This window comes from Paenarthrobacter nicotinovorans (assembly GCF_021919345.1).
Taxonomy (GTDB): Bacteria; Actinomycetota; Actinomycetes; order Actinomycetales; family Micrococcaceae; genus Arthrobacter; species Arthrobacter nicotinovorans.
This window is the reverse complement of sequence record NZ_CP089293.1, coordinates 3,515,822-3,537,911: the sequence shown is the minus strand read 5'-3', so window position 1 is coordinate 3,537,911 and position 22,090 is coordinate 3,515,822. Positions and strand designations below refer to the sequence as shown.

The following is a 22,090-nucleotide window of genomic DNA, read 5'->3' as shown; positions in this document are numbered from 1 at the left end:
TGGTTCCCCCTCACTCGAAAGGTGATTCCCATGGGCAAAACAGCCCGTCATCTTCGCCCGCTGGCCGCCCTGTTGGGTGCAGCGCTTGCCTTGTCCACCACTGCCTGCGGCGGAGCCACCGATGCCTCCCCGGCGGCCGAAGCCGTGGATATTTCCGGGTCCATTTCCGGCCAGACCATCAACTATTGGTCGATGTGGAAGGACGGCGAACCTCAGCAAAAGGTCATCGCCACTGCCATCGCGGACTTCGAAAAAGAAACCGGCGCCAAAGTCAGCGTCCAATGGCAGGGACGCAGCAACACCGAAAAGCTCGTCCCTGCGCTGAACACCAACAACGTCCCGGACCTGGTGGACGGAACACTCGCCAAGCTCGCTCCGGTGATCGGCGAAACCGGGCAGGCAAGCCCCCTGACGTCCGTCTACGCGTACGAGCTGGACGGGAAGACCGTCAGTTCAGTGATTCCGGAGAAGTTCACCAGCAACGGCGTCTTCAAGGGAGAAGACGGACAGCCTTGGATGGTGCCCTACAGCATCAGCTCGGACGGCATCTGGTTCGATGCCGCCAAGCACCCGGAGCTCAAAGCAAAGCCGCCAGCCACCTGGGATGAATTCATTGCAGTCCTGGACAGGCTGAAGGCCGGCGGAACAGCCCCCATTGCCGCCGACGGTGATATCGCAGGCTATAACTCCACCTGGTTCGTTACCTCGCTGCTCCGGCTCAAAGGCGCAGGCAGCTTCAAGGCCCTCGCCGAGGACAAGTCCGGCGCAGGATGGGATGACCCTGCCGTCCTTGAAGCAGCACAAAAGGTGGAAACCCTGGTCAAGGGCGGATACCTCAACAGTGGCTACAACGCCAGCAAGTTCCCCGCCCAACAGCAGCTCTGGGCAAACGGTGACGCCGCCCTGATCCTCAACGGCTCGTGGACGCCCACCGAAACCGGTTCGTACGCCGCCCCGGGCTTCGAATACTCCTCGTTCCAGTTCCCGGCCATCGGCGACAAGCCGGCCAGCGCCCGCGTGGACTTCATCGGCTTCGCTGTTCCGGCAAAATCCAAGAACCAGGTTCCTGCCCAGCGGCTTGCGGCGTACCTGCTGGGCGCCAAGTACCAGGACGCCCTCGGAACGGACGCCAAGGTGCTTCCGGTGAGGCAGGACGCACCGGTGGATCCCGCCGTCGCAAGCGTCAAGGCCGCTATCGACGCCGCTCCGGCCACGCACCTGCAGAACGACGGCGTGACGTTCCCCGGCTACACCGAGAAGGTCTTCTTCCCCAGGAGCGATGAACTGTTCCTTGGAAAGACCACAGCCGCAGAATTCGTGGCCAAGATGAAGGAAGCCCAGATCCAGTACTGGAAGGACAACGGCTGATGTCCGTCGGCCTGAAAGAACCCCGCGCCGGTAAAGCGGCAATGCAGAATCCCGAGTCCCGGAAAACGGTGACCAGGAAGGCCTCAGCTCAGGGCCGCCAACCGGGAAGCTCCATCGATGTGCAGCGCAAGAAGCTGCTGGTTCCCTTCGTGGGTCCGGCGTTCGTCCTGTACACGGTCCTGTTCATCGTTCCCGCCCTTGGTGCAGTGTGGATCAGCCTCCACAAATGGGCCGGCTCCGGACCCATGAAATTCGTGGGCCTGGACAACTACGGCCGGATCTTCCGGGACCCGCTGTTCCTGTCATCGTTCGGCAACACCCTGCTGCTGCTGTTCGTGGTGGGAGCCGCAATCTTCATTCTCGCTTTCGCTATGACGCTCGTCCTTCGGGACATGGCAGGGAAGAAGGTTGTTCGTAACGTCATCTTCTTCCCGCACCTCATCAACGCGCTCGTTTTCGGTGTCCTGGCCGGCTTCATCTTCAACCCCGGCGGAATGGTCAACAGCCTCTTGGCACCCCTTGGGGTGACGGATCCGCCAAAGTGGCTGGCACAGGACAACATCTTCCCGCTCATCATGGTCACCCTGGTCTGCACAACCACCGGTTACTTCACCACCATCCTGATGGCCGGCGTCGACCGTATCCCGCCCTACTACTACGAGGACTGCGCGCTGGCAGGAGCCACCGCGTTCCAGCGGCTGCGGTACGTCATCCTCCCGCTGACCTGGGATGTCTTCGGTACCTGTGCGGTGCTGTGGACCATCTCGTCGGTGAAGATCTTCGAGATCGTGTGGGTATTCGGCGGTAGCTCCGGGGCAGGGGTGCCGCCCACCCAAAGTTGGACGGCAGCCGTCTACACCTACGTCAACGCCTTCTCCGGACAGTCAACGCCCGCCTACGGTGCCGCAACGGCCTCCGCTGTGTTGTCGCTGGCCCTGATCTCCGTCCTGGTTGTCCTGCTGCGCCGCGCCATGCGTCGCGACGCCGTCGAGTTCTAAAGGAAATGACATGAGCGAATACAAACTGCTGGCTCCCGTGACCGCCCGCAGGCGGGGACGCCGCGGTGTCAGTCCCGCCCTGCGGGGGGAACGCAGCGTAGTCCGGGGCATCGGTGTGGGGTTGCTGTGGCTGGTGGTTGCGATCAGCATCGCGGCGCTGGTGTGGATGGTGGCGCAGGCCTTCCGGGATACACGGGCCATTCTTGACGACCCCTGGGGCGTGCCGGCCTCCCTGGACTTCGGCAACTTCGTCCGGGCCTGGACCGTGGGAGACTTCGCGGTGGCCACGTGGAACAGCCTTCTGACCACAGTGGTGTCGTCGGTCCTGACCGTCGCCATCGCCGCGCCGTGCGCCTACTACCTGAGCCGGGTGGACAACAGGCTCACCCGCGGCCTGAGCCTGTACTTCATCCTGGGCCTCGGAATTCCGGCGCAGGTCATCCTGATTCCGCTGTTCGTGATGCTGAACAAGGTGTACCTCACGGACAGCATCATCGGATTGAACCTCGTCTACATCGGGGTTTCCATGCCGTTCACGGTCTTCCTGCTGACCGCCTTCTTCCGTTCCCTTCCCCTGGAAATGGAGGAAGCCGCAGCCCTCGACGGGACCACGGCCTTCGGAACCTTCTGGCGCATCACCCTGCCTTTGGCCAAGGGAGGCATCCTCACTGCCTTCATCCTCCAGGTCATCTCGCACTGGAACGAGACCCTTCTGGCCTTGACCCTGCTGCAATCCACTGAGAAGTACACGCTCCCGGTAGCGCTGATTTCGTTCGTCCAACAGCAGACCTACTCCGGCGCTGACTGGGGTGGACTGTTCGCAGGCTTGGTGATGGTGGTGCTGCCCATGCTGGTCATCTACGTGTGGCTGGGCCGGCGGCTCACCGAGGGACTCACGCTCGGGATGGGCAAATAGACCCTCGACGCCGGCGCTACCGCAGCCGGCCCAGCCTAGCTACGGGTTGCCCGGGATGTCTTGTCCTCGGAAGCGCGCCAATGCCACAGTGAACCATGGCCACCGAAGAGGACGTCAGGAGGATCTGCCTGGAGATGCCGGGTGTCAGCGAACGCTTGAGCTGGGGTCAACCCGCCTGGTTCGCCAAGACGCTCATGGCACGTATCTGGGAAGACGGGGTTGTCACGGTCAAGACCGATGAACGTGAAGCGCTCGCAGCCATGGAACCGGACACCTATTTCTGGACACCTCATCACGACCAATCCCCGAAGCTGCTCCTGGTCCGACTGGAGGGGATCGACGTGGACGAGCTCGACGAACTGCTGCAGGAGTCGTACAGGATCGCCGGCGGCCGGGCAGGTTAGACTCGGCCGCATGGGGGACAACAACACGCCTGGGGAACACCACTCACCGCAGCCCGCCCGGAAACTGGCGGTCGTCGTCGTGCCTTTGCTGGGCCTGGTTGCCGCGATCGTTGGGCTGATCGTGGCGTGGAACGGAACCAACGAACCGATTGGTTGGTTTGCCTACGCGCCGCTGAGCGACAACGTCTTCCAACCGAGCGGGGGGAGCTTTGTCAGCCGCGGAAGCCAGCTGGGACTGGCCGTGACGGGGGTTGGCCTGCTGGTCCTCGCGTTCTGCGCCGGGCTGGCCATCGGCCGCCGCCAAGTTCGCCGCTGACTTCGCCGCGGGAACGCGAAATCGCCGGAGGAACGCGAAATCGCCGGATAGCTCCAGCGAACTGGCAGCTTTCCGGCGATCTCGGCGCAAGCAGAAGACTAGGTGAGCTTCACCTGGCGGTTCATGTCCTTGTACAGCAGGTAGCGGAACTCGCCCGGTCCACCGGCGTAGCAAGCCTGCGGGCAGAACGCGCGCAGCCACATGAAGTCGCCGGCTTCCACCTCAACCCAGTCGTTGTTGAGCAAGTACATGGCCTTGCCTTCCAGGACGTACAGGCCGTGCTCCATGACGTGGGTTTCCGGGAAGGGAATCACGCCGCCGGGCTGGAAGGTGACGATGTTGACCTGCATGTCGTGGGCGAGGTCGCTGGAGTCCGTGAAGCGAGTGGTCTTCCAGACGTCGTTGGTGTCCGGCATGGAGGTGGGCTCCACGTCCTTCTCGTTGGTGACGAAGGACTTGGCCTCGAAGCCTTCAAGGCGCTCGTAGGCTTTGCGGATCCAGTGGAAGGAGACGATGTCGTCCGAGACGTTCTCCAGGCCCCACTCAGAGCCGGCAGCCAGGTAGGCGTAGCCGCCCTCCGCGAGGTGGTGCAGTTCGCCGTCGAGCGTCAGGTTGACCTGGCCCTTGGTCACGAAGATGACGCCTTCAACGCCGGCCTCGAACTCTGCCTTGGGTGCCCCGCCGCCCGGCGCGATCTCGACGATCAGCTGGGAGAACGTGGTGGCGAAGCCGGAAATCGGCCGCGCGATGATCCAGGAACGCGTGTTGGAGAAGCCCGGCAGGTTGCTGGTGACGATGTCCGTCATCACACCCTTGGGGATCACCGTGTAAGCCTCGGTGACGATCGCCCGTTCCGTGGTCAGATGTGTCTGGGGCGGCAGTCCGCCCTGCGGGTAGTAGTAGTTGCCCATGCGGGAAGCTCCTATCAGTGGGAAGTCGGTTGTGCGAGCCGCGGGTGCGCAAGCGCGGTCAGCTGTGAAAGTTCGACGCCGGCAAGCGCCTTGACCTCGTCGGTCCCCACTGCGCCGCACTGGACGCCGCGGAGGACGAAGCCTGCGAGGGCACGGGCCGTGGCGGGCTCGTCCATGACGCCGCCTTCGGTGCGTTCCACGTAGTTGCGCAGGCGCAGTGCCGCGGCGGGAAGGCCTTCGCGGTAGAACGCATACGACGCCGAGAAGCGGCTGGGCAGCTGGGCGGCGTGGAGATCCCATCCTTGGTAGTAGCCGTTCTCCAGGGAACGGCGGACCAGCCGGCCGTGCAGCTTCCAGGCATCTTCCACGGCGTCACCGACGGGGATGATGTTGGTGGAACCGTCGGAGAGACGGATTCCCGTGCCGGCAACAGCGAGCTGCATGACTTCCTTGGCGAAGTCGGCCACGGGGTGCTCCATGGACTGGTACTCGGCGGAGATACCCAACGAGGCGCTGTAGTCGTAGGTCCCGTAGTGCAGGGCGCTGATACGGCCCGGAACAACGTGGGGGAGCTGGGCTACCGGAGAGGTCCCGTCGGCACCGATGATGAGCTGCGGCGTTTCCACCTGCACCTCGAAGCGGAGCCGGCCTGCGGGAAGTCCGTGCACTTCTTCCAACCGCGACACTGCGAAGTCCATGGCCTGCACCTGTGCCACCGTGGTGACCTTGGGCAGGGTGAGGATCAGCCCGGCAGGGAGTTCCCCGGCCTGGGCCAGGGTGGAGACGAACAGGTCCAGGGTCTTCAGGCCGCGGGCACGCGTCGGTGCTTCGAAGCACTTGAAGCGGATGCCGATGAACGGCGGGGCCGTTCCGTCCGCAACTGCTGCGGCAACTGCGTTGGCGGCAGCAACGGCGTCGGCGTCTTCTGCCTCATCGCCGCGGTCGCCGTAGCCGTCCTCGAAGTCCAGACGGAGGTCCTCGATCGGCTCGGAAGCGAGCTTCGCGGCGACGCGCTCGGCAACAGCGGCAGCCAGGTGCGGTTCCTGGCCCAACAGCTGACCGAGCTTTTCGAGGCCACCGTGGGCTTCCGCCGTCGCGAGTGCCTGGGCGCCCCAATCTGCCACGAAGGTGGGCGTGAAGCGGTCGGCGGGGATGTAGACGGTGTGGATGGGCTGGCGTGAGCCGTCGTCGCCGGGGTAGTTGCGGTCCAGCAACTGGTCCGTTGCCTCCAGCTGCGACTCAATGTGTGCCAGGTCGGATGCAGAGAATGAACCCATCTCAGCCCACCAGCTCATACGCGGGCGTGGTGAGGAAGTCCGTGTAATCGTCGGAGAGACAGATGTCCTCGATCAGCTTGGACGCCGGCTCGTAGTACTTGGTGAAGTTCTCGTCGCCGAACTCGATCCGCAGGCGCTCGGTTTCTTCGCCCAGGATGCGGGTGACCAGTTCGCGGGTCACGGTGTTGCCCGTGTCCGCGAGGACGGACTTGTTGCGGATCTGCTGCCACACCTGCGAGCGGGAGATTTCCGCGGTCGCGGCGTCTTCCATGAGGTTGTGGATGGCTACCGCGCCGCTGCCGGAGATCCAGACGCCCGTGTAGGCGACGGCGACGTACAGATTCAGCCGCAGGCCGGCTTCCGTGACGGTTCCGCCGGCGGACGCGACGTCGATCAGCTGCTCAGCGGTGACGTTCACCTCCGGGCGCTGCTTGTCCAGCTGATTCTTCTTACCGCCGTTGGCAGGGTCACCCAGTACGGAGTCGAAGACTTCGCGGCAGGTGGGAACGAGGTCCGGGTGGGCAACCCATGAACCGTCGAAGCCGTCGTTCGCCTCACGGGTCTTGTCGGCGCGGACCTTGTCGAAGGCAGCGGCGGTGACGTCGGGCTGCTTGCGGTTGGGGATGACGGCGGCCATGCCACCCATGGCGAAAGCGCCGCGCTTGTGGCAGGTCTTGACCAGGAGTTCGGTGTAGGCGCGCATGAACGGAGCCGTCATGGCAACGGTGGCGCGGTCCGGGAGGACGAACTCTTCGCCTGCATCACGGAAGTACTTGATGATGCTGAAGAGGTAGTCCCAGCGGCCGGCGTTCAGGCCAGAGGCGTGGTCACGGAGTTCGTAGAGGATCTCGTCCATTTCGAACGCGGCCGGGATGGTCTCGATCAGCACGGTGGCGCGGACGCTGCCCTGCGGGATGCCGAGGAAGTCCTGGGCGAAGACGAAGACGTCGTTCCAGAGGCGTGCCTCCAGGTGGCTCTCCATCTTGGGCAGGTAGTAGTACGGGCCGTGGCCGTTGAGCAGAAGCTGCTTGGCGATGTGGAAGAAGTGCAGGCCGAAGTCCACCAGCGCACCCACGGCGGGTTCGCCGTCGATCAGCAGGTGGCTCTCTTCCATGTGCCAGCCGCGGGGACGGGCAACCACAACGGCCAGGGGAGCGTCCGTGCGGAGACGGTATTCCTTGCCTTCGGGGGAGGTGTAGCTCAGGGTTCCCTGGGCGGCGTCGCGGAGGTTGAGGATGGCGTCGATGACGTTGGGCCAGGTGGGCGTGCTGGCATCTTCGAGGTCAGCCAACCACACCTTGGCGCCGGAGTTGAGGGCGTTGATGGCCATCTTGGCCGGGGTCGCGGGGCCGGTCATCTCAACGCGGCGGTCCTGCAAAGCTGCGGGTGCCTCGGCAACCTTCCAGTCGCCGTCGCGGATTTCGCGGGTCTCCGGAAGGAAGTCCAGGCGGCTGGTTTCGGCGACCTTTTGGCGCTTGGCTTTGCGGGCCTCCAGGAGTTCGTTGCGGGTGCCTGCGAAGCGCTGGTGCAGTTCCTCGATGAAGGCCAAGGCCTTGGGGGTGAGGATTTCCTCGGCGCGATCGATCGGCTGGGGATCTGTGACTGTGATAGCCATGTGAGCGGATTCCTTTTCTAGAGTGCGCTGGCGGCGTTGGCGTGCGCAGCGTTGGCTACGGCGGTCGCTACATCGGCGGCAACATGGGGATCGAAGACGCTGGGGATAATGTAACTCGCGTTCAGCTCCTCGTCAGCTACCCGGTTGGCGATTGCCTCGGCTGCGGCTACCAGCATGTCCGGCGTGATGTCCGATGCTCCGGCATCCAGCAGGCCCCGGAAGAAGCCGGGGAAGGCCAGCACGTTGTTGATCTGGTTCGGGAAGTCGCTGCGGCCCGTTGCCACCACTGCTGCGTGCTTGGAAGCAACCACGGGATCGATTTCCGGCGTCGGGTTGGCCATGGCGAACACGATCGCGTCCTCGGCCATGGAAGCAACCTGCTCCTCGCCGATCACGTGCGGGGCGCTGACGCCGATGAAGACGTCCGCTCCCTTGAGGGCGTCGTGCAGGGTTCCGGAGAAGCCTTCTTCGTTGGTGTTCGCGGCGATCCAGCTGCGGTGCTCGTCGTCGTACTTTTCGCCCGAGTGGATGGCTCCGGAGCGGCCGGCGGCGATGATGTGCTGCGCGCCCTGGGCCTTGAGGAGTTGGATGATGGCCGAGCCGGCAGCGCCGACGCCCGAGACCACGATCTTGACTTCGGAGAGCTTCTTGTCCACCACACGCAGGGCGTTGACCAAGGCAGCGAGCGTGACGATCGCGGTGCCGTGCTGGTCATCGTGGAAGACCGGGATGTCGAGTTCTTCGCGGAGGCGGTTCTCGATTTCGAAGCAGCGCGGCGCGGCGATGTCTTCGAGGTTGATGCCGCCGTAGACCGGTGCCATGGCCTTGGCGATCATGATGATCTCTTCGGTGTCCTGCGTGTCGAGGCAGACCGGCCAGGCATCCACGTTGGCGAACTGCTTGAAGAGCGCAGCCTTGCCTTCCATCACGGGAAGGGCGGCTGCGGGGCCGATGTTGCCGAGGCCCAGGACTGCGGAACCGTCGGTGAGGACGGCGATGGTGTTGCGCTTGACCGTCAGGTTGCGGGCAGCGGCCGGGTCTTCCGCGATCGCCATGCAGACGCGGGCGACGCCGGGAGTGTAGGCGCGCGACAGGTCGTCGCGGTTGCGCAGGGCTACTTTGGGGACAACTTCGAGCTTGCCGCCCAGGTGCATGAGGAAGGTGCGGTCCGAGACGTGCTGGACGGTGACGCCGTCGAGGGCGTTCAGGGCGTCCTTGACGCGGGCTGCGTGGTCGTCGTCGGTGGTGTTGCAGGTGACGTCAACGACGATCGTCTCGTGGTGGGATTCCGTGACGTCCAGCGCGGTGATTGCTGCACCGGCTGCGCCGACGGCTGCTGCCAGTTCGCTGGTAGCGGTGAAGCTCGACGGTGCGGCGACGCGCAGGGTGATCGAGTTTCCGGGGCTCGGATTCGCCATTGAAATTCCTCCTGTAAGGCCCGTTCCCGGGCCGCCGTTCCAAACTGAATGTTTTCGTATTATGGATATTATTATCTACAAAGTGGAAACACAAGCCCTTGCTTGGTCATGTTCGGTGTCATCGCAGAGGTGCGCCTCGTGCTGTATCTTGGGTGTTCTAAGCAATTCTTTTCACGATGCGGATAAGAGTTGTCGGAATCTGAGTCATTGGAGACAAGGGAATGGCTGAAAAAGCCTCCGGAGGCGTGCAGTCCGTTGAGCGCGTCTTTGAACTGTTGGAACTGATCACGGACGCGGGCGGCGATGTCACCCTGAGTGAGCTCTCGTCGTCCACTGACCTGCCCCTGCCCACCATCCACCGGCTGCTGCGCACGCTGGTGTCGCTGGGCTACATCCGGCAGCTGCCCAATCGCCGTTACGCCCTGGGCCCGCGGCTGATCCGGCTGGGGGAGGGCGCCAGCAAGCAGCTTGGCGCCGTGGCTCGTCCGCAGTTGAAGACCCTGGTGGAACGCCTCGGCGAAACTTCCAACATGGCAGTCCTCGATTCCGACATGGTGATCTACGTGGCGCAGGTCCCGTCCATGCACTCCATGCGCATGTTCACCGAGGTGGGCCGCCGCGCCCACACGCACGATACCGGCGTCGGCAAAGCCATCCTGGCCCAGCTGGACGATGAGCAGGTCCGCGGAATCGTTGCACGCACCGGCATGCCTACTCCCACGGCCAAGAGCATCGGCGATATCGACTCCCTGCTGGCAGACCTGAAGCTCATCCGTGAACGCGGCTACTCCATTGACGAGGAAGAGCAGGAACTCGGTGTCCGCTGCTTCGCCATGGCCGTTCCCAACGCTCCCACGCCCACGGCGATCTCCGTCTCCGGCCCCATCACCCGCGTGGACCAGAGCTTCGCCGACCGCGCCGTGCCCATGTTGCGTGAAGCAGCCATGGCCATCTCCGCAGAGCTGAACCAGAACTAACTTCCCACCCGCGCTTCCAGCGCGCGAGGTGGCAAAAGATGGCAATGTTCCCCAGGCAAAGTCATAGGGTCGTTGCAACGCTCTGATTGATGGAGCGTTTTATGGTCAAGTTGTTCCCCAAGGCTGCGCGTACTGAGTTTCTTGATTTGGTGTGTGCGGGGATGCCTGTTCGTACTGCTGCCCGGCGTGTCGGGGCGGTGCACGCTACCGGGCACAATTGGTGGGTTCAGTCTGGCCTAATGATGACCGTGAACCGGGGTGCTACCGGAGGTCTTGCCGATCCTGCTCCTTCAGTCGGGGGCCCTGGCCGTGCGTTGGGTCTGGAAGAGCGAGGCATGATCCAGATGGGTGTGCGGGTGGGCCTCAGTTACGCGAAGATCGGCGCATTGATCGGGCGGGATAAGTCCGTAGTTTGGCGGGAGGTCAAACGCCACACGAGCGCGGACGGGAAGTACTACGCCTCGGTCGCTCACGCCAAAGCGCATCAGGACAGGCGCCGTCCCAAACCCTTCAGGCTGGCCAAGGACGAGGGTTTGTGCCGGCTGGTCGGCGTCTGGATGGATGACGGGTGGAGTCCGAAGCTGATCTCCTCGATGTTGGCGTATTACTTCGGTGACGATCAGACTATGCAGGTGAGCCACGAGACGATCTACCAGGCCCTTTACGTCCAAACCCGCGGGAACCTGCGGGCGGACCTGGCCGAAAAGCTCAGCCTGAAACGCAAACAACGCATCCCCCACGGCACTGACCGGCGCGCCAACAGCCCCTATAAAGAGGCCTTCAAGATCAGCCAACGTCCCGCCGAGGTCCAGGACCGGGCAGTGCCCGGGCATTGGGAAGGTGACCTCATCATCGGCGCCAACGGGACAGCGATCGGAACCTTGGTGGAACGCTCAACCCGGTTCACGATCCTGCTGCACCTGCCAGGGGACCACACCGCGGAAACCGTTGCCGCCGCGATGATCCGGGAGATGGCCTCCCTCCCGGATCACCTGCGCCGGTCGATCACCTGGGACCGCGGCACCGAACTGGCCGACTACGCAAAAATCCAGACCGCTCTCGATACGACGATGTACTTCTGCGACCCGCACTCGCCCTGGCAGCGCGGCACCAACGAAAACACCAACCGGCTCCTGCGGTTCTGGTTCGAGAAAGGCACTGACCTTTCAGTGCACACCCCCGAGGACATCCGCCTGGTCGCAGCGAAACTCAACCGCCGCCCCAGACCAACACTGAACCTCGAGACCCCAGCCAACCGGCTAAACCAGCTGCTACAAGCGGCCTAACCCCCAGCGTTGCTCCCACCAATTGACTTTGCCCCAGGAGCATTGCCATCTTTTGCCATTTCGGCGAGGTCTTTGAGCAGCCAGGTGACCGAGCCGCAAAGGCGAGTGCAGTCGTCGTACCTTCCGCCCAGGCGACAAAAAGGCGGCAGTGTCCCCCAAGGAAACACTGCCGCCTTTTGTCATCTGCGGACCGGAGCTAGTGCTCTGACGCGCTGGATGTCTTGAGCGGAACTTCGTTGCCGTCCGCGTCGATCAGCTTGCCGTTTTCGAAGCGGTCGCCTTCGCTGAGGCACTTGATGTCCTCTTCGCTGACGATCCGGTCCGTGCCCGCGACGAACACCGACTGGTTGTCCGAGTTGCCGGCCTTGAAGTGGTTGAAGAGGATGTTCAGGATGATCGCCATGACCGCAGCGGAGCTGATGCCGGAGTGGAAGATCGTGGAGAACCAGGAGGGGAACTGGTCGTAGAACTTCGGTGCCGCAATGGGGATCATGCCGAAGCCAATGGAAGCGGCAACGATGATCAGGTTCATGTTGTTCTTGTACTCGACCTTGGCCAGGGTACGGATACCGCTGGCTGCCACCGTACCGAACAGCACGACGCCGGCGCCGCCCAGGACGGGCGTCGGAACCGCTGCGACAACCCGGCCGAGGATCGGCAGGAGACCGAGGATGACCAGGATGAGGCCGCCGGCGCTGACCACGAAGCGGCTTTTGATGCCGGTGATGGCGACGAGTCCCACGTTCTGGGCGAAGGCGCTCTGGGTGAAGGAGTTGAACAGCGGGGAGATCGCGCTGGAGAGCATGTCGGCGCGGAGGCCGTCGCCGATGCGGCGGGAGTCAACCTTGGTGTCGACGATTTCGCCCACTGCGATGATGTCTGCCGAGGTCTCGGTCAGGGTCACCAGGATGACGATGAGCATGGAGATGATCGCGGCAATTTCGAAGGTTGGAGCACCGAAGGCGAAGGGCGTGGGGAATGCCACGATGTCGCCCTGGCCAACCTTGGAGAAGTCAGCCATGCCGGCCACCAGCGCGATGATGGTGCCGATGACCATGGCCAGCAGGATCGAGAGCCGGGAGATGGCAGCGTTGCCAACCTTGCTCAGGAGGAGCACGACGCCCATGGTGGCTGCGGCGAGCCCGATGTTGGAGACACTGCCGTAGTTCTCGGCCTTGGCGTTGCCGCCCATGGCCCAGTTCGCGGCCACGGGCATCAGCGTCAGGCCGATGGTGGTGATCACCGTGCCTGTCACCACGGGCGGGAAGAATTTGATGATCTTGGAGAACAGGGGAGTGATCGCGAGGCCAATCAGCGATGCCACGATCACCGAGCCGAACACCGCCTGGATCCCGCCACCGCCTTGGACAATCGCCACCATGGTTGAGACGCCTGCGAACGAAACGCCCTGTACCAGCGGCAACTGCGAGCCGAACCACGGGATGCCCACAGTCTGGAGGATGGTGGCCAGGCCGCCAACGAACAAACAGGCGGCAATTAGGAGGCCGATGTCCTGCGAGGACATGCCGGCGGCTGCGCCGATGATCAGCGGCGGAGCAATAATTCCGCCGTACATGGTGAGGACGTGCTGGAAGCCGTAGGCGAAAGTGCTTCCGATGGAGAGCCTCTTGTCCTCGGGCCGTTCAGGACGGTGCGAGGCGGTGGTATTCGCGGGGCGGGATTTTTTCTTGATGTTCATGGCAGACTTCCTGGGTTCATGGCAGACGTCTTCGTCTGGCTAACTGTGTCTGGCTAACAAAATCTTTGGTGTTGTGGGGTTTTTGGGGTCGGGTTTGGGTGCAGGCCCGGCCTTTGCGGGGCGCTTCGGGGCCGGACCTGCACGCAAGTCCCTGGGGTGTTGCGGTTTAGCAGAAGCCGGCGATGCCGCTCCATGCAACGGGTGCAGCCTCGATGTTCTCGCGCTGGACAGTTGCTTCGATGAGGCCGTACGGGCGGTCGGCGGCGAAGAAGACCTCGTTGGGGTTGTCCAGGCCGAACGGGCTCAGGTCAACCAGGAAGTGGTGCTTGTTGGGCATGGAGAACTTGATTTCATCAACTTCGCTGTGTGCTTCCAGGACCTTCTTGCCCATGTCGAACAGCGTCTGCTGCAGGGCGTGGGAGTAGTTCTCGGTGAAGCCTTCCAGCAGGAGGGCCTTGATGTCGTCGTAGCTCTTGTTGAAGTCCGTGCCGGCGACGTCCAGGTTGGTGTTGTAGCGCCAGCGGGCGGATACGTCGGTGGCCAGGATGCGGTCGGTGGTCTCCGGCAGGGTGGTGTACTTGTCGCGCGGGTAACCGACAAAACCGGACTGCGTGGTCTTGAGGACGGTCAGGTCCTTGAGGCCGGAAATCACGTGCGTGGTTGCGCCATCACGGACGACGACGGCGGTACGCACCTCCTGGCCGTTGCGGACGAAACTGTGGTCGTGTCCCTCGCCGTGTGCCTGGATGCGGTCCCAGCTGTAGGCCTCGGCTTCCCAACGGCCGCCGGTGACCCAGTCGAATCCGCCGGTGAAGTGGTCCGCGAGGCGCAGGAGGAAGGATTCGGGCGAGCCGATGCCTTCACGGGCAAACGCGTAGACGGTGTTCTTCTGGGTGTCCGTGGCAACGACGTGGCCGTTGTCGCCCTGAAGGTGTGCGGCCTGGAAGTCGCCGCGCAGCTGCGAGGTGACGTTCAGGTCTTCGATGTGGTGGCGGTCCGTATCCCGAGTGACCTTGACGACGCGGACTTCTGCTTTGCCGTACTGGTTTTCGCCGAGGACGATGTTGTTGCTCATGGTCATATCCCAACTTCTGTGAGGTGGAACCTACGTTCCATCAATGAAATTAAGCGCGTGTTTCCACTGCGTTTCTGGTGGAGCCGACCCAACAAAAAAGAGCCGGCATCCATGGATGCCAGCTCATTACGACCCTGCCTGCTGCTCTCAGGTTACGTGACCTACGCCACGAACTGATTCGAGAGTAGCGCATGTTTTCGGGTTGTGTATATGGCTTCCCGGTGATCGTTATGAACTACCCGAATGTGACCGGGGCAACTTCATTCGGCTTCTCTGGGGGTCTTGACGGACGACTCGCCCGCTGCCTACACTTTCCACATAACAATAAAAGTTTTCCGAAGAGCGGAAACTGGGCACGAGAAAGAGGAGGAACAGATGGACTCGAAGGATACGAACAGCGTCGTGGAATTCCCGGCGCCGGGCCAGGAACTGTACCTGCCCTTTGGTGCGACAGATCCGGACTTCTACATTCCGGCCGACTGTGATCGCAAGGCCGGCGGGTTCTCCCGTTGGCTGCGTGCGCTTCCAGTGTTCGGCCGGCAGCGCCCCTGATCTGCAACAGGGGCGCGGACTCTGCGCAACAGAGCCAACGGCGGGCGGCACCTGGGGAGGTGTCGCCCGCTTTGTTGTGCCCGGACGCGCTTGGTTCTCCCGCTGTTTCGATGCTTCGCTGCACAGTGTGCCGTGCGCAGCATCGAGTGTGCAGCGGACCCCCGAATCGGGTTCAACTCCGTTGCCGCAGCGCACGAAGGACCCGCATTTTGAACTCCTGTTCCCGGTGCAAGTCCCGCCAGCGGACGCGGATGAACGTCCAGCCGAGCTCCATCAAGGCCTTCTCGCGCAGCCGTTCCTTGTACAGCACCTCGGCCGTGGGCGCGTAGTCGAAGTACTTGACCTTGCCATCAAACTCCAAGGCCACCTGCTTTTTCCGCCAGGCAAAGTCCAAGCGATGATCTCCCTCGGCTGATGAGACCCTGACCTGCAGCTCAGGCATCTCGATCCCGAGGCGTTGCAGGAGCTCGCGCGTCAATGTTTCGCCGGGAGATTCCGACCTCGCATCCGCGTTCTCCAGGGCTCTGCGTAACGAGAGGACTCCATGGCGTCCCTTGAGGAGGGCGCACATCCGCCGGATTTCCCCGGCGTCAGCGCCTTTTCGCAGGGCGTGGTCCATAAGCACCAGGGATTGCTTGTCATTGAGTATGAGGCAGCTATCCACCACAGTTCGTTCCAGTGAGGTGCAGGGCATGCCCCTTACTGTCTGGACGTCGCCTGCCGCCAAGGCGCGGGTATGCGGCACGACGTCAGCTCCGTGGGACGTGGAAGAAGCTGTGGTTGGGGTGGTGATGTGCACCCGGTCATCAACGTTAAGGAGAAGCAGGCCATGAAGTCGCGCCGCCGAAGTGTGGCTGTAGACGAAGCCGCGTGCCGACGTCGTTAGTGTTCCGTGGGCGTGTGCGGCAATCAGCTGCAGGCTCCTTACGCCGGGTTTTTGAGCTGCCCACGTACTGCCCCTGAGGTAGCACCCCCTGCGAAGCCTCACCAACTCCCCGCTCCGCACCAGGGAAGCAATTCTCCTGTCATTGAAGCCGGCCTGGTGGAGTTCGTTGGTTCGCCATAAATCCATGCCTTCCGGTAACTGCCGGGATTTCGTCGTCATCAAAACAGCCTCGATTGCGAGGGCTCCCACGAATAGTCGCCGGTTGTCCTATGTGGAAAACCCGTTTCGTTGCCCGGCTGCAGCTTGTGCCGTGCGCGCGGCACGTTGTGCGGCGGGGCATCGAACCGGTCGGGTGAGGGTGCGTCACATTCGGTTCAGATGTGGTCTGCGTCACGTAAGCTGGGCTGGCGGCCGCCCTCCGGGTTCTTCAAAGGCCGTCGCGACCCCACGAAGGGCCGCACATGCGGGCTCGATGACGCCGGACAGAAGTCCGCACGCGTCGCATTGCCGCAGGTCGGGCAAGGACAGGCGCTCGTCATCGGGCTGAGCCGGGACACGGATTCCCGGCCGATATTCCCTGCGCTGCAGGAGACAAAAGAGAAGCCGGGAGTGGGGATCCGGCGCCACGGCAGTCCGGTTGCGGCTGCTACCCAAAGGAAAACAATGTCATGAAACCCACTATCATCACGCTCGGGGCTGTGCTCGCGTTGGCCCTCGCCGGCTGCACGGACCCCGGCACGCCCCTGCCCACGGAAAGCCCGACGGTCACGTCGACGGCGGAACCCACCTCAACTGCGACGGCGGAACCTACGTCAGAGCCGACGTCGACGGCGTCGCCCACGTCAACTGCGACGGCGGAACCCACGTCAGAGCCAACGTCGACGCCCACCCCGACCCCAACAGTGACGGCCACGCCCACGCCGACCCCAACAGTGACGGCCACGCCGACGCCGACCCCAACAGTGACGGCCACGCCGACGCCGACCCCAACAGTGACGGCCACGCCGACGCCGACCCCAACAGTGACGGCCACGCCGACGCCGACCCCGACCCCAACAGTGACGGCCACGCCCACCCCAACACCAACCCCAACGCCAACGCCAACCCCAACCCCCACCACGCCCCCGGGCACCGGCAGCCTCGCCAACCTGCCCAGGGTCCCGTGGGACGGCGGCCCGGATTACTGGAAGCAGTTCCCGAAAGCCGATGCGGCCGGCTGGGATGATCCGGCGTTCCTGCCCATCGTCGTCTGGTACGGCTCGCCCGGAAGCGACGCGCAGCTGAAGTACGACAAAGCGCTCGGGATCAACACCTACGCCCAGGGCAACCCGGCGACTCCGTCCGCGGGCATCACGGCCAACGGCATGTTCACGTTGTTCTCGCCCAACGACGCCCCCGCGGATTGGGCCAGTCAGGTGGGAACGCTCCTGGACGATGAAGTGGATGGCCGGTTCGACACCGCCTCGGGCCTGGCGCACATGCGTTCATTGGCCGCCCAGTTCGACCCCGCCAAGACAGGCCGGTTTACCTACTCGAACTGGACTTCGGGGATCGTTACCTATGACCGGTCCATGGCGTTCAGCGCGGACTATTACAACACGGCCAATGTGAACTCAGTGGACCAGTACTTCTACGCAGTACCGCAATGCGACTGGGGCGACAACCAGCTCCGTTGGCGTACACCGGTGGGACAGACCCCGATCGTGACATCGAACTGCCGTACGGCGTCGAGCTACGGGAAGATCATTTCGCTGCAGAATGAGGTGAACGCGGCCCGCAATGTGCAGGCTCCCATCTGGGCCCTGCCAACCGTGGTGTCCACGGGCGGCTCCACCGGGGGCTACAGGCAGCTCACTCCGGAGCAGACCAAGGCCCAGGTGTGGGCCTCGATCATTCATGAGGCCCGGGGCATTGTCTGGTTCAGCCAGTCGCCGGACCAGCAAAACATCAATGACTGCATCAGTGGTGACGCCTTCGCGGACGCACGGCTCAGGGGCACCGCATGCCTCAAGGACCAGGTAGCTGCAGCCGGTGCGGTGAACAACCAGATCAAGGCCCTGGCGCCCGTGATCAATACCCAGTCCTATGTATGGGACTTCGGTGACGGCATTGATTCGATGCTGAAGGTCAAGGATGGATCCGCGTACATCTTTGCCATGGGCGAGGACGGCACAACCGGTTCCAGGACCTTTGCGCTTCCCTCAGGGATCACCGGCACGCAGGTGGAGGTTGTGGGCGAGAACCGGAGCATCGCGGTGCAGGGCGGGAAGTTCACGGATTCCTTCGCCAATGAGTACACGCACCACGTCTACAAGATCACGGTCTAGCCAAGGCCCTTCGCGTCATCGCTGGAGAATGACGCGCGGAACAACGGGTGAACCCGTTTCGTTGGCTCGCTGCGCACTGTGCCGCACGCACGGCACAGTGCGCAGCGAAGCCACGAATCGGGCCACCGGAGAGGCCGTAAAGCTATCCGGCTACGAGCTTCCGCGCCGCAGCCGAGTGTTCGGCGATCAGCCCGGCCACGTCAAGGTCGGGTATCGCCCCGTCCACTACGCGCCACTGACCGCCAACCATCACGCGGTCTGCCCGGTCCGCGCCGCAGAGCAGCAAGGCGGCAACGGGATCGTGGCTGCCGGAGAACCGCAGCTCATCAGGCTTGAACAAGGCCAGGTCGGCCTGGAGCCCGGGAGCCAGCTGCCCGATGTCGGAGCGACCCAGAACAGCTGCGGATCCCCGTGTCGCCCAGCCCAGGGCGCGCTCCACGGGCACGGAGGCGCCGTAGCGCAGGCGCTGCAAGTACAGTGCTTGCCGCGATTCGAGGATCATGTTGGAGGCATCGTTCGACGCCGATCCATCCACGCCCAGCCCCACCGGCACACCCGCTGCCTCGAGTTCCAGGACGCGTGCGGTCCCGGATGCCAGCCTCATGTTGGAGGTGGGGCAATGCGCGACGGCGGTTCCGGCGGCTCCCAGCCTGGCGATCTCCTCGTCATTGAAGTGGATGCCGTGTCCCAGCCAGGTTCGGGATCCCAACCAGCCCACTGATTCCAAGTAATCCACGGTCCGCAGGCCGAACATTGACCGGCAGAAGTCCTCCTCATCGATGGTTTCCGCGAGGTGTGTATGGAGCCGGACGTCGAAGCGTTCGGCCATGGCGGCGCTTTCGGCCATGATTTCCTTGGTCACGGAGAAGGGTGAGCACGGTGCAAGCGCGATCTGCACCACGGCTCCATCACCGGTCTCGTGGTACTGGCGGATCAGTCGTTCGCTGTCCGCGAGGATCGCCTCAGGTAACTGGACCGTGGTCCTGGGCGGCAGCCCGCCGTCGTCCTCTCCCAGGGTCATGGACCCGCGGGTGAGTGTCGCCCGCATGCCCATGGAACGGACGGCCGCGACTTCGATATCGATGGCGTCTTCCATACCGTCGGGGAAGAGGTAGTGGTGGTCGGCGGCCGTGGTGCAGCCGGAGAGCAGCAGCTCCGCCAACGCGACCTGCACCGCGAGTTCCAGGCTGCGGGGCGTCAGCCGTGCCCACACCGGGTAGAGATTTTGCAGCCATGGGAACAAAGGCGCATTGGCCACTGGACCCCAGGCGCGCGTGAGGGTTTGGTAGAAGTGGTGATGGGTGTTGATGAGGCCGGGAAGGACCACGTGTCCGGAAGCGTCAAAGACGGCGGCAGGGGAAGAAGGTTGGCCGCCCGAGGGCACCAACTCCACGATTTTCCCGTCGGAAACCACCAGGCCGCCGCCGGCGTCGAGGTCGTTTGCGGTGAAGATGCCCAGCGGATTCCTGATCCACAGCCGGGAGGGGGATTGCGACATAAGGGGTTCCTTGTCTGGTCGGCGTGTTCGCGTTCCAGCTCAGTTAGGCCCTGTCTGCTGATCCAGGTTAAGCGCCACCAAGGGCGTCGTTCAGAAAAGCGTAGAAGCCCCGACGGCGGCAGTCAACGCCCGCGGGCAGTCACATTTGGCCTGCACCCACCCGGATTAAGTAATTTCGCATGACGAAATTAAGTTTTCAAAAAACTATGGCGCGGCTCACAAACGTGGTGCTACGCTCTAACTGCCAAAGGCGGGCACCCGGACTTCGGGAAGCTATCTACCAGGCGCAACTTAACCTTCATCGCACATGCTGAAGCCTGGTAACCGAGCTGACTGGAGCTCTTTTTGCAGCGCCCCCAAACGGTCACCCGGCTTCCACAGCACTAAGGAAGTCGCAACATGAGTACAACCGTCACGGCCGAGCAATTCCTGGCCACATCCATTGAGCTGGCTACAGCCAATGTCCTCAACAGTGGGGGCCCGTTCGGGGCCGTCATTGTCACCGCGGACGGACGAGCCTTTGAAGGCGTCAACCGCGTTACCGCCTCGAACGATCCCACCGCACACGCAGAAGTCACGGCCATCCGCAACGCCTGCCGCGAACTGGGAACCTTCGATCTGAGCGGAGCAACCCTCTACACCAGCTGCGAGCCATGCCCCATGTGCCTGGCTTCCGCGCTCTGGGCACGCGTTGACCGCGTGTTCTTTGCCGCAGACCGTCACGACGCCGCATCCGTCGGCTTCGATGACGCCGTCTTCTACGAGTACTTCGAGAACGACAACCGGGACGCGCTGATGCCGGTAGCCAAGCTGGAACTGGGCGACCCCCAGGCTCCGGAGGCCCTCCAGCCGTTCAACACATGGAACACGCTTGATTCCAGGATTGATTACTAGGGCCCGGTGGCTGACATGAACATCCTGGACAACGCAGAAATGCAGACAGCAGCTGAAAAGCAGGCTGCGCTCTTCCCCGAGGGAAGCAAAGGCGCAGAGCCCACAGCCGCAAAGCACACGGCAACCGGACAGGCCAGCGGCAACAGCAAGCCCCCGGTGTCGAACTCCTTCCTGGACAAGTTTTTCCAGATCTCCAAGCGTGGATCCACGCTGGCCCGTGAATTCCGGGGCGGCCTGGTCACCTTCTTCACCATGGCGTACATCGTCATCCTGAACCCGCTCATCCTGGGCGGTTTCTCCGCAGAAAACGCCCCGACGGACGTGGCCGGCGGTTGGCTTTCGGCCGCCCAGGTCGGTGCCGTCACCGGCTTGACCGCAGGGGTCATGACCATTGTTTTCGGTCTGATCGCCAACCTGCCGTTCGGCCTGGCAGCAGGCCTGGGCATCAACTCCTTCCTGGCGGTAGCAGTCATCCAGGAAGTCACGTGGCCGGAAGCCATGGGCCTGGTGGTCATCAACGGCATCCTGATCGTCCTCTTCGGTGCCACAGGTGCCCGGACGGCGATCTTCAAGGCGGTCCCCAAGGAACTCAAGGCCGCCATCACCGTTGGCATCGGCCTGTTCATCGCCTTCATCGGCTTTGTCGACTCCGGTTTTGTCCGTCCCACCGCGGGCGGGCCGCCGGTCCAGCTGGGCAACGATGGATCCATCACCTCCATCCCCACCCTCGTCTTTATTGTTGGGTTGCTGGCCATGGGCATCCTCGTGGCACGCAAAATCCAGGGCGGCCTGCTGATCGGCATCGTCGCCACCACGGTCCTTGCCGCAGTTGTCGAGGCCATCTTCCACATCGGACCCGGCACCGCGGACAACCCCGGCGGTTGGCACCTCAACGTGCCCATCCTGTCCAGCCAGCTGGTGTCCGTTCCGGACCTCAGCCTGGTGGGCCAGTTCGACCTCTTCGGTTCGTTTGCCCGGATTGGCGGTCTCGCCGCCACCATGCTGGTCTTCACCCTGGTGTTCACCAACTTCTTCGACGCCATGGGCACCATGACCGGCCTGGCCAAGAGCGCCGGCGTGGCACACAAGGACGGCACGTTCCCCAAGCTGAAGTCGGCCTTCATCGTTGAAGGCATGGGTGCAGTGGTGGGCGGGGCAACTTCGGGTTCATCCAACACCGTGTACATCGACTCCGCAGCCGGCATCGGCGAAGGCGCACGCACCGGCCTGGCCTCCGTGGTCACCGGCCTGCTGTTCCTGGGCTCGATGTTCTTCACACCGCTTACCTCGGTTGTCCCGCTGGAAGTGGCTGCTGCGGCACTGGTGGTGGTGGGCGCGATGATGATGGCGCAGATCCGCGAGATCAAGTTCACCAAGTTCTCCATCGCGCTCCCTGCGTTCCTCACCATCGTGACCATGCCGCTGACGTACTCCATCGCCAACGGCATCGGGGTCGGGTTCATCTCCTTCGCGGTGATCAGCGCAGCCTCGGGCAAAGCCAAGAAGGTCCATCCGCTCATGTGGGTGGTCACGGTTGGCTTCATCATCTACTTTGCCCGCGGACCCATCAACGCCCTGATGGGCGTCTGACCGGGACCGCCCCCCGCGCCGGCGGGTCCCTTCCGGCACTCCGATCGACGGTCCGTCGGTACCCACCGCATGAATAGGCGTCC

Annotated in this window: 20 protein-coding genes; 11 read left to right on the top strand and 9 right to left on the bottom strand. The window is 63.4% G+C overall.

All coding sequences use genetic code 11. The features are described 5' to 3' along the window. The first annotated feature begins 30 nt into the window (after positions 1-30). From JMY29_RS16345 to JMY29_RS16325, 5 genes are all read left to right on the top strand, one after another. Positions 31-1,368 carry a sugar ABC transporter substrate-binding protein gene (locus JMY29_RS16345; RefSeq protein ID WP_189076629.1) on the top strand — a complete coding sequence of 446 codons (1,338 nt, stop codon included), beginning with the start codon at positions 31-33 and terminating at the stop codon, positions 1,366-1,368. Then, positions 1,368-2,366: a carbohydrate ABC transporter permease gene (locus tag JMY29_RS16340; RefSeq protein ID WP_189076628.1), complete on the top strand. Its 999-nt coding sequence runs from the start codon at positions 1,368-1,370 to the stop codon at positions 2,364-2,366. Before JMY29_RS16345 ends, JMY29_RS16340 begins: the two co-directional genes overlap by 1 nt. A gap of 10 nt (positions 2,367-2,376) precedes the next feature. Continuing rightward, positions 2,377-3,282 carry a carbohydrate ABC transporter permease gene (locus JMY29_RS16335; protein WP_189076627.1) on the top strand — a complete coding sequence of 302 codons (906 nt, stop codon included), beginning with the start codon at positions 2,377-2,379 and terminating at the stop codon, positions 3,280-3,282. 95 nt (positions 3,283-3,377) lie between these two features. Beyond that, a complete protein-coding gene (locus JMY29_RS16330; protein ID WP_055972381.1) occupies positions 3,378-3,686 on the top strand; it encodes an MmcQ/YjbR family DNA-binding protein in 309 nt (102 codons plus the stop codon). A gap of 10 nt (positions 3,687-3,696) precedes the next feature. After that, positions 3,697-4,002, top strand: coding sequence for a hypothetical protein (locus JMY29_RS16325; protein ID WP_189076626.1), 306 nt, complete (start codon positions 3,697-3,699; stop codon positions 4,000-4,002). A 98-nt stretch (positions 4,003-4,100) separates the two neighbouring features. Here JMY29_RS16325 and JMY29_RS16320 read toward each other — a convergent pair whose 3' ends face one another. From JMY29_RS16320 to JMY29_RS16305, 4 genes are read right to left on the bottom strand one after another with little or no spacing between them, the layout of a single operon-like run. Beyond that, positions 4,101-4,913 (bottom strand): bifunctional allantoicase/(S)-ureidoglycine aminohydrolase, encoded by an 813-nt coding sequence (locus JMY29_RS16320; RefSeq protein ID WP_189076625.1) that lies wholly within the window; start codon positions 4,911-4,913, stop codon positions 4,101-4,103. 14 nt (positions 4,914-4,927) lie between these two features. Further along, positions 4,928-6,190, bottom strand: coding sequence for a DUF6986 family protein (locus tag JMY29_RS16315; RefSeq protein WP_064722682.1), 1,263 nt, complete (start codon positions 6,188-6,190; stop codon positions 4,928-4,930). Between the two features lies 1 nt (position 6,191). After that, positions 6,192-7,805 carry a malate synthase A gene (gene aceB, locus JMY29_RS16310; RefSeq protein WP_018778850.1) on the bottom strand — a complete coding sequence of 538 codons (1,614 nt, stop codon included), beginning with the start codon at positions 7,803-7,805 and terminating at the stop codon, positions 6,192-6,194. Between the two features lie 17 nt (positions 7,806-7,822). Then, positions 7,823-9,223 (bottom strand): NAD-dependent malic enzyme, encoded by a 1,401-nt coding sequence (locus tag JMY29_RS16305; protein ID WP_189076624.1) that lies wholly within the window; start codon positions 9,221-9,223, stop codon positions 7,823-7,825. Between the two features lie 221 nt (positions 9,224-9,444). On the opposite strand from JMY29_RS16305, the gene JMY29_RS16300 reads away from it, so the two are divergent. Continuing rightward, on the top strand, positions 9,445-10,200 hold the full coding sequence (locus JMY29_RS16300; protein WP_018778852.1) for an IclR family transcriptional regulator: 756 nt from the start codon (positions 9,445-9,447) through the stop codon (positions 10,198-10,200). Positions 10,201-10,301: 101 nt separating this feature from the next. Then, positions 10,302-11,486: an IS30 family transposase gene (locus JMY29_RS16295; RefSeq protein WP_374757945.1), complete on the top strand. Its 1,185-nt coding sequence runs from the start codon at positions 10,302-10,304 to the stop codon at positions 11,484-11,486. 196 nt (positions 11,487-11,682) lie between these two features. Here JMY29_RS16295 and JMY29_RS16290 read toward each other — a convergent pair whose 3' ends face one another. Beyond that, the gene (locus JMY29_RS16290; RefSeq protein WP_189075433.1) at positions 11,683-13,185 is read right to left on the bottom strand and encodes a nucleobase:cation symporter-2 family protein; all 1,503 of its coding nucleotides are present in this window, start codon (positions 13,183-13,185) and stop codon (positions 11,683-11,685) included. A 166-nt stretch (positions 13,186-13,351) separates the two neighbouring features. Next, positions 13,352-14,266, bottom strand: coding sequence for a factor-independent urate hydroxylase (pucL, locus tag JMY29_RS16285; protein ID WP_018778854.1), 915 nt, complete (start codon positions 14,264-14,266; stop codon positions 13,352-13,354). 369 nt (positions 14,267-14,635) lie between these two features. Here pucL and JMY29_RS16280 point away from each other — a divergent pair, with 369 nt between their 5' ends. Beyond that, positions 14,636-14,812: a hypothetical protein gene (locus tag JMY29_RS16280; protein ID WP_018778855.1), complete on the top strand. Its 177-nt coding sequence runs from the start codon at positions 14,636-14,638 to the stop codon at positions 14,810-14,812. A 172-nt stretch (positions 14,813-14,984) separates the two neighbouring features. Here JMY29_RS16280 and JMY29_RS16275 read toward each other — a convergent pair whose 3' ends face one another. Continuing rightward, the gene (locus JMY29_RS16275) at positions 14,985-15,917 is read right to left on the bottom strand and encodes a type IV toxin-antitoxin system AbiEi family antitoxin domain-containing protein (protein WP_189075432.1); all 933 of its coding nucleotides are present in this window, start codon (positions 15,915-15,917) and stop codon (positions 14,985-14,987) included. 427 nt (positions 15,918-16,344) lie between these two features. Further along, positions 16,345-16,767, bottom strand: a complete 423-nt coding sequence (locus JMY29_RS16270; RefSeq protein ID WP_189075431.1) for a hypothetical protein — start codon at positions 16,765-16,767, stop codon at positions 16,345-16,347. On the opposite strand from JMY29_RS16270, the gene JMY29_RS16265 reads away from it, so the two are divergent. Beyond that, a complete protein-coding gene (locus JMY29_RS16265; RefSeq protein WP_229778572.1) occupies positions 16,757-18,025 on the top strand; it encodes a hypothetical protein in 1,269 nt (422 codons plus the stop codon). The genes JMY29_RS16270 and JMY29_RS16265 overlap by 11 nt on opposite strands. A gap of 142 nt (positions 18,026-18,167) precedes the next feature. Here the strand turns inward: JMY29_RS16265 and JMY29_RS16260 are convergent, their stop codons facing one another. After that, on the bottom strand, positions 18,168-19,523 hold the full coding sequence (locus JMY29_RS16260) for an 8-oxoguanine deaminase (RefSeq protein WP_189075430.1): 1,356 nt from the start codon (positions 19,521-19,523) through the stop codon (positions 18,168-18,170). A 399-nt stretch (positions 19,524-19,922) separates the two neighbouring features. Between JMY29_RS16260 and JMY29_RS16255 the strand changes: the two genes are divergently transcribed. Further along, positions 19,923-20,417 (top strand): nucleoside deaminase, encoded by a 495-nt coding sequence (locus JMY29_RS16255; protein WP_018778860.1) that lies wholly within the window; start codon positions 19,923-19,925, stop codon positions 20,415-20,417. Positions 20,418-20,423: 6 nt separating this feature from the next. Next, positions 20,424-22,007 carry an NCS2 family permease gene (locus JMY29_RS16250; protein WP_018778861.1) on the top strand — a complete coding sequence of 528 codons (1,584 nt, stop codon included), beginning with the start codon at positions 20,424-20,426 and terminating at the stop codon, positions 22,005-22,007. Positions 22,008-22,090 lie beyond the last annotated feature (83 nt).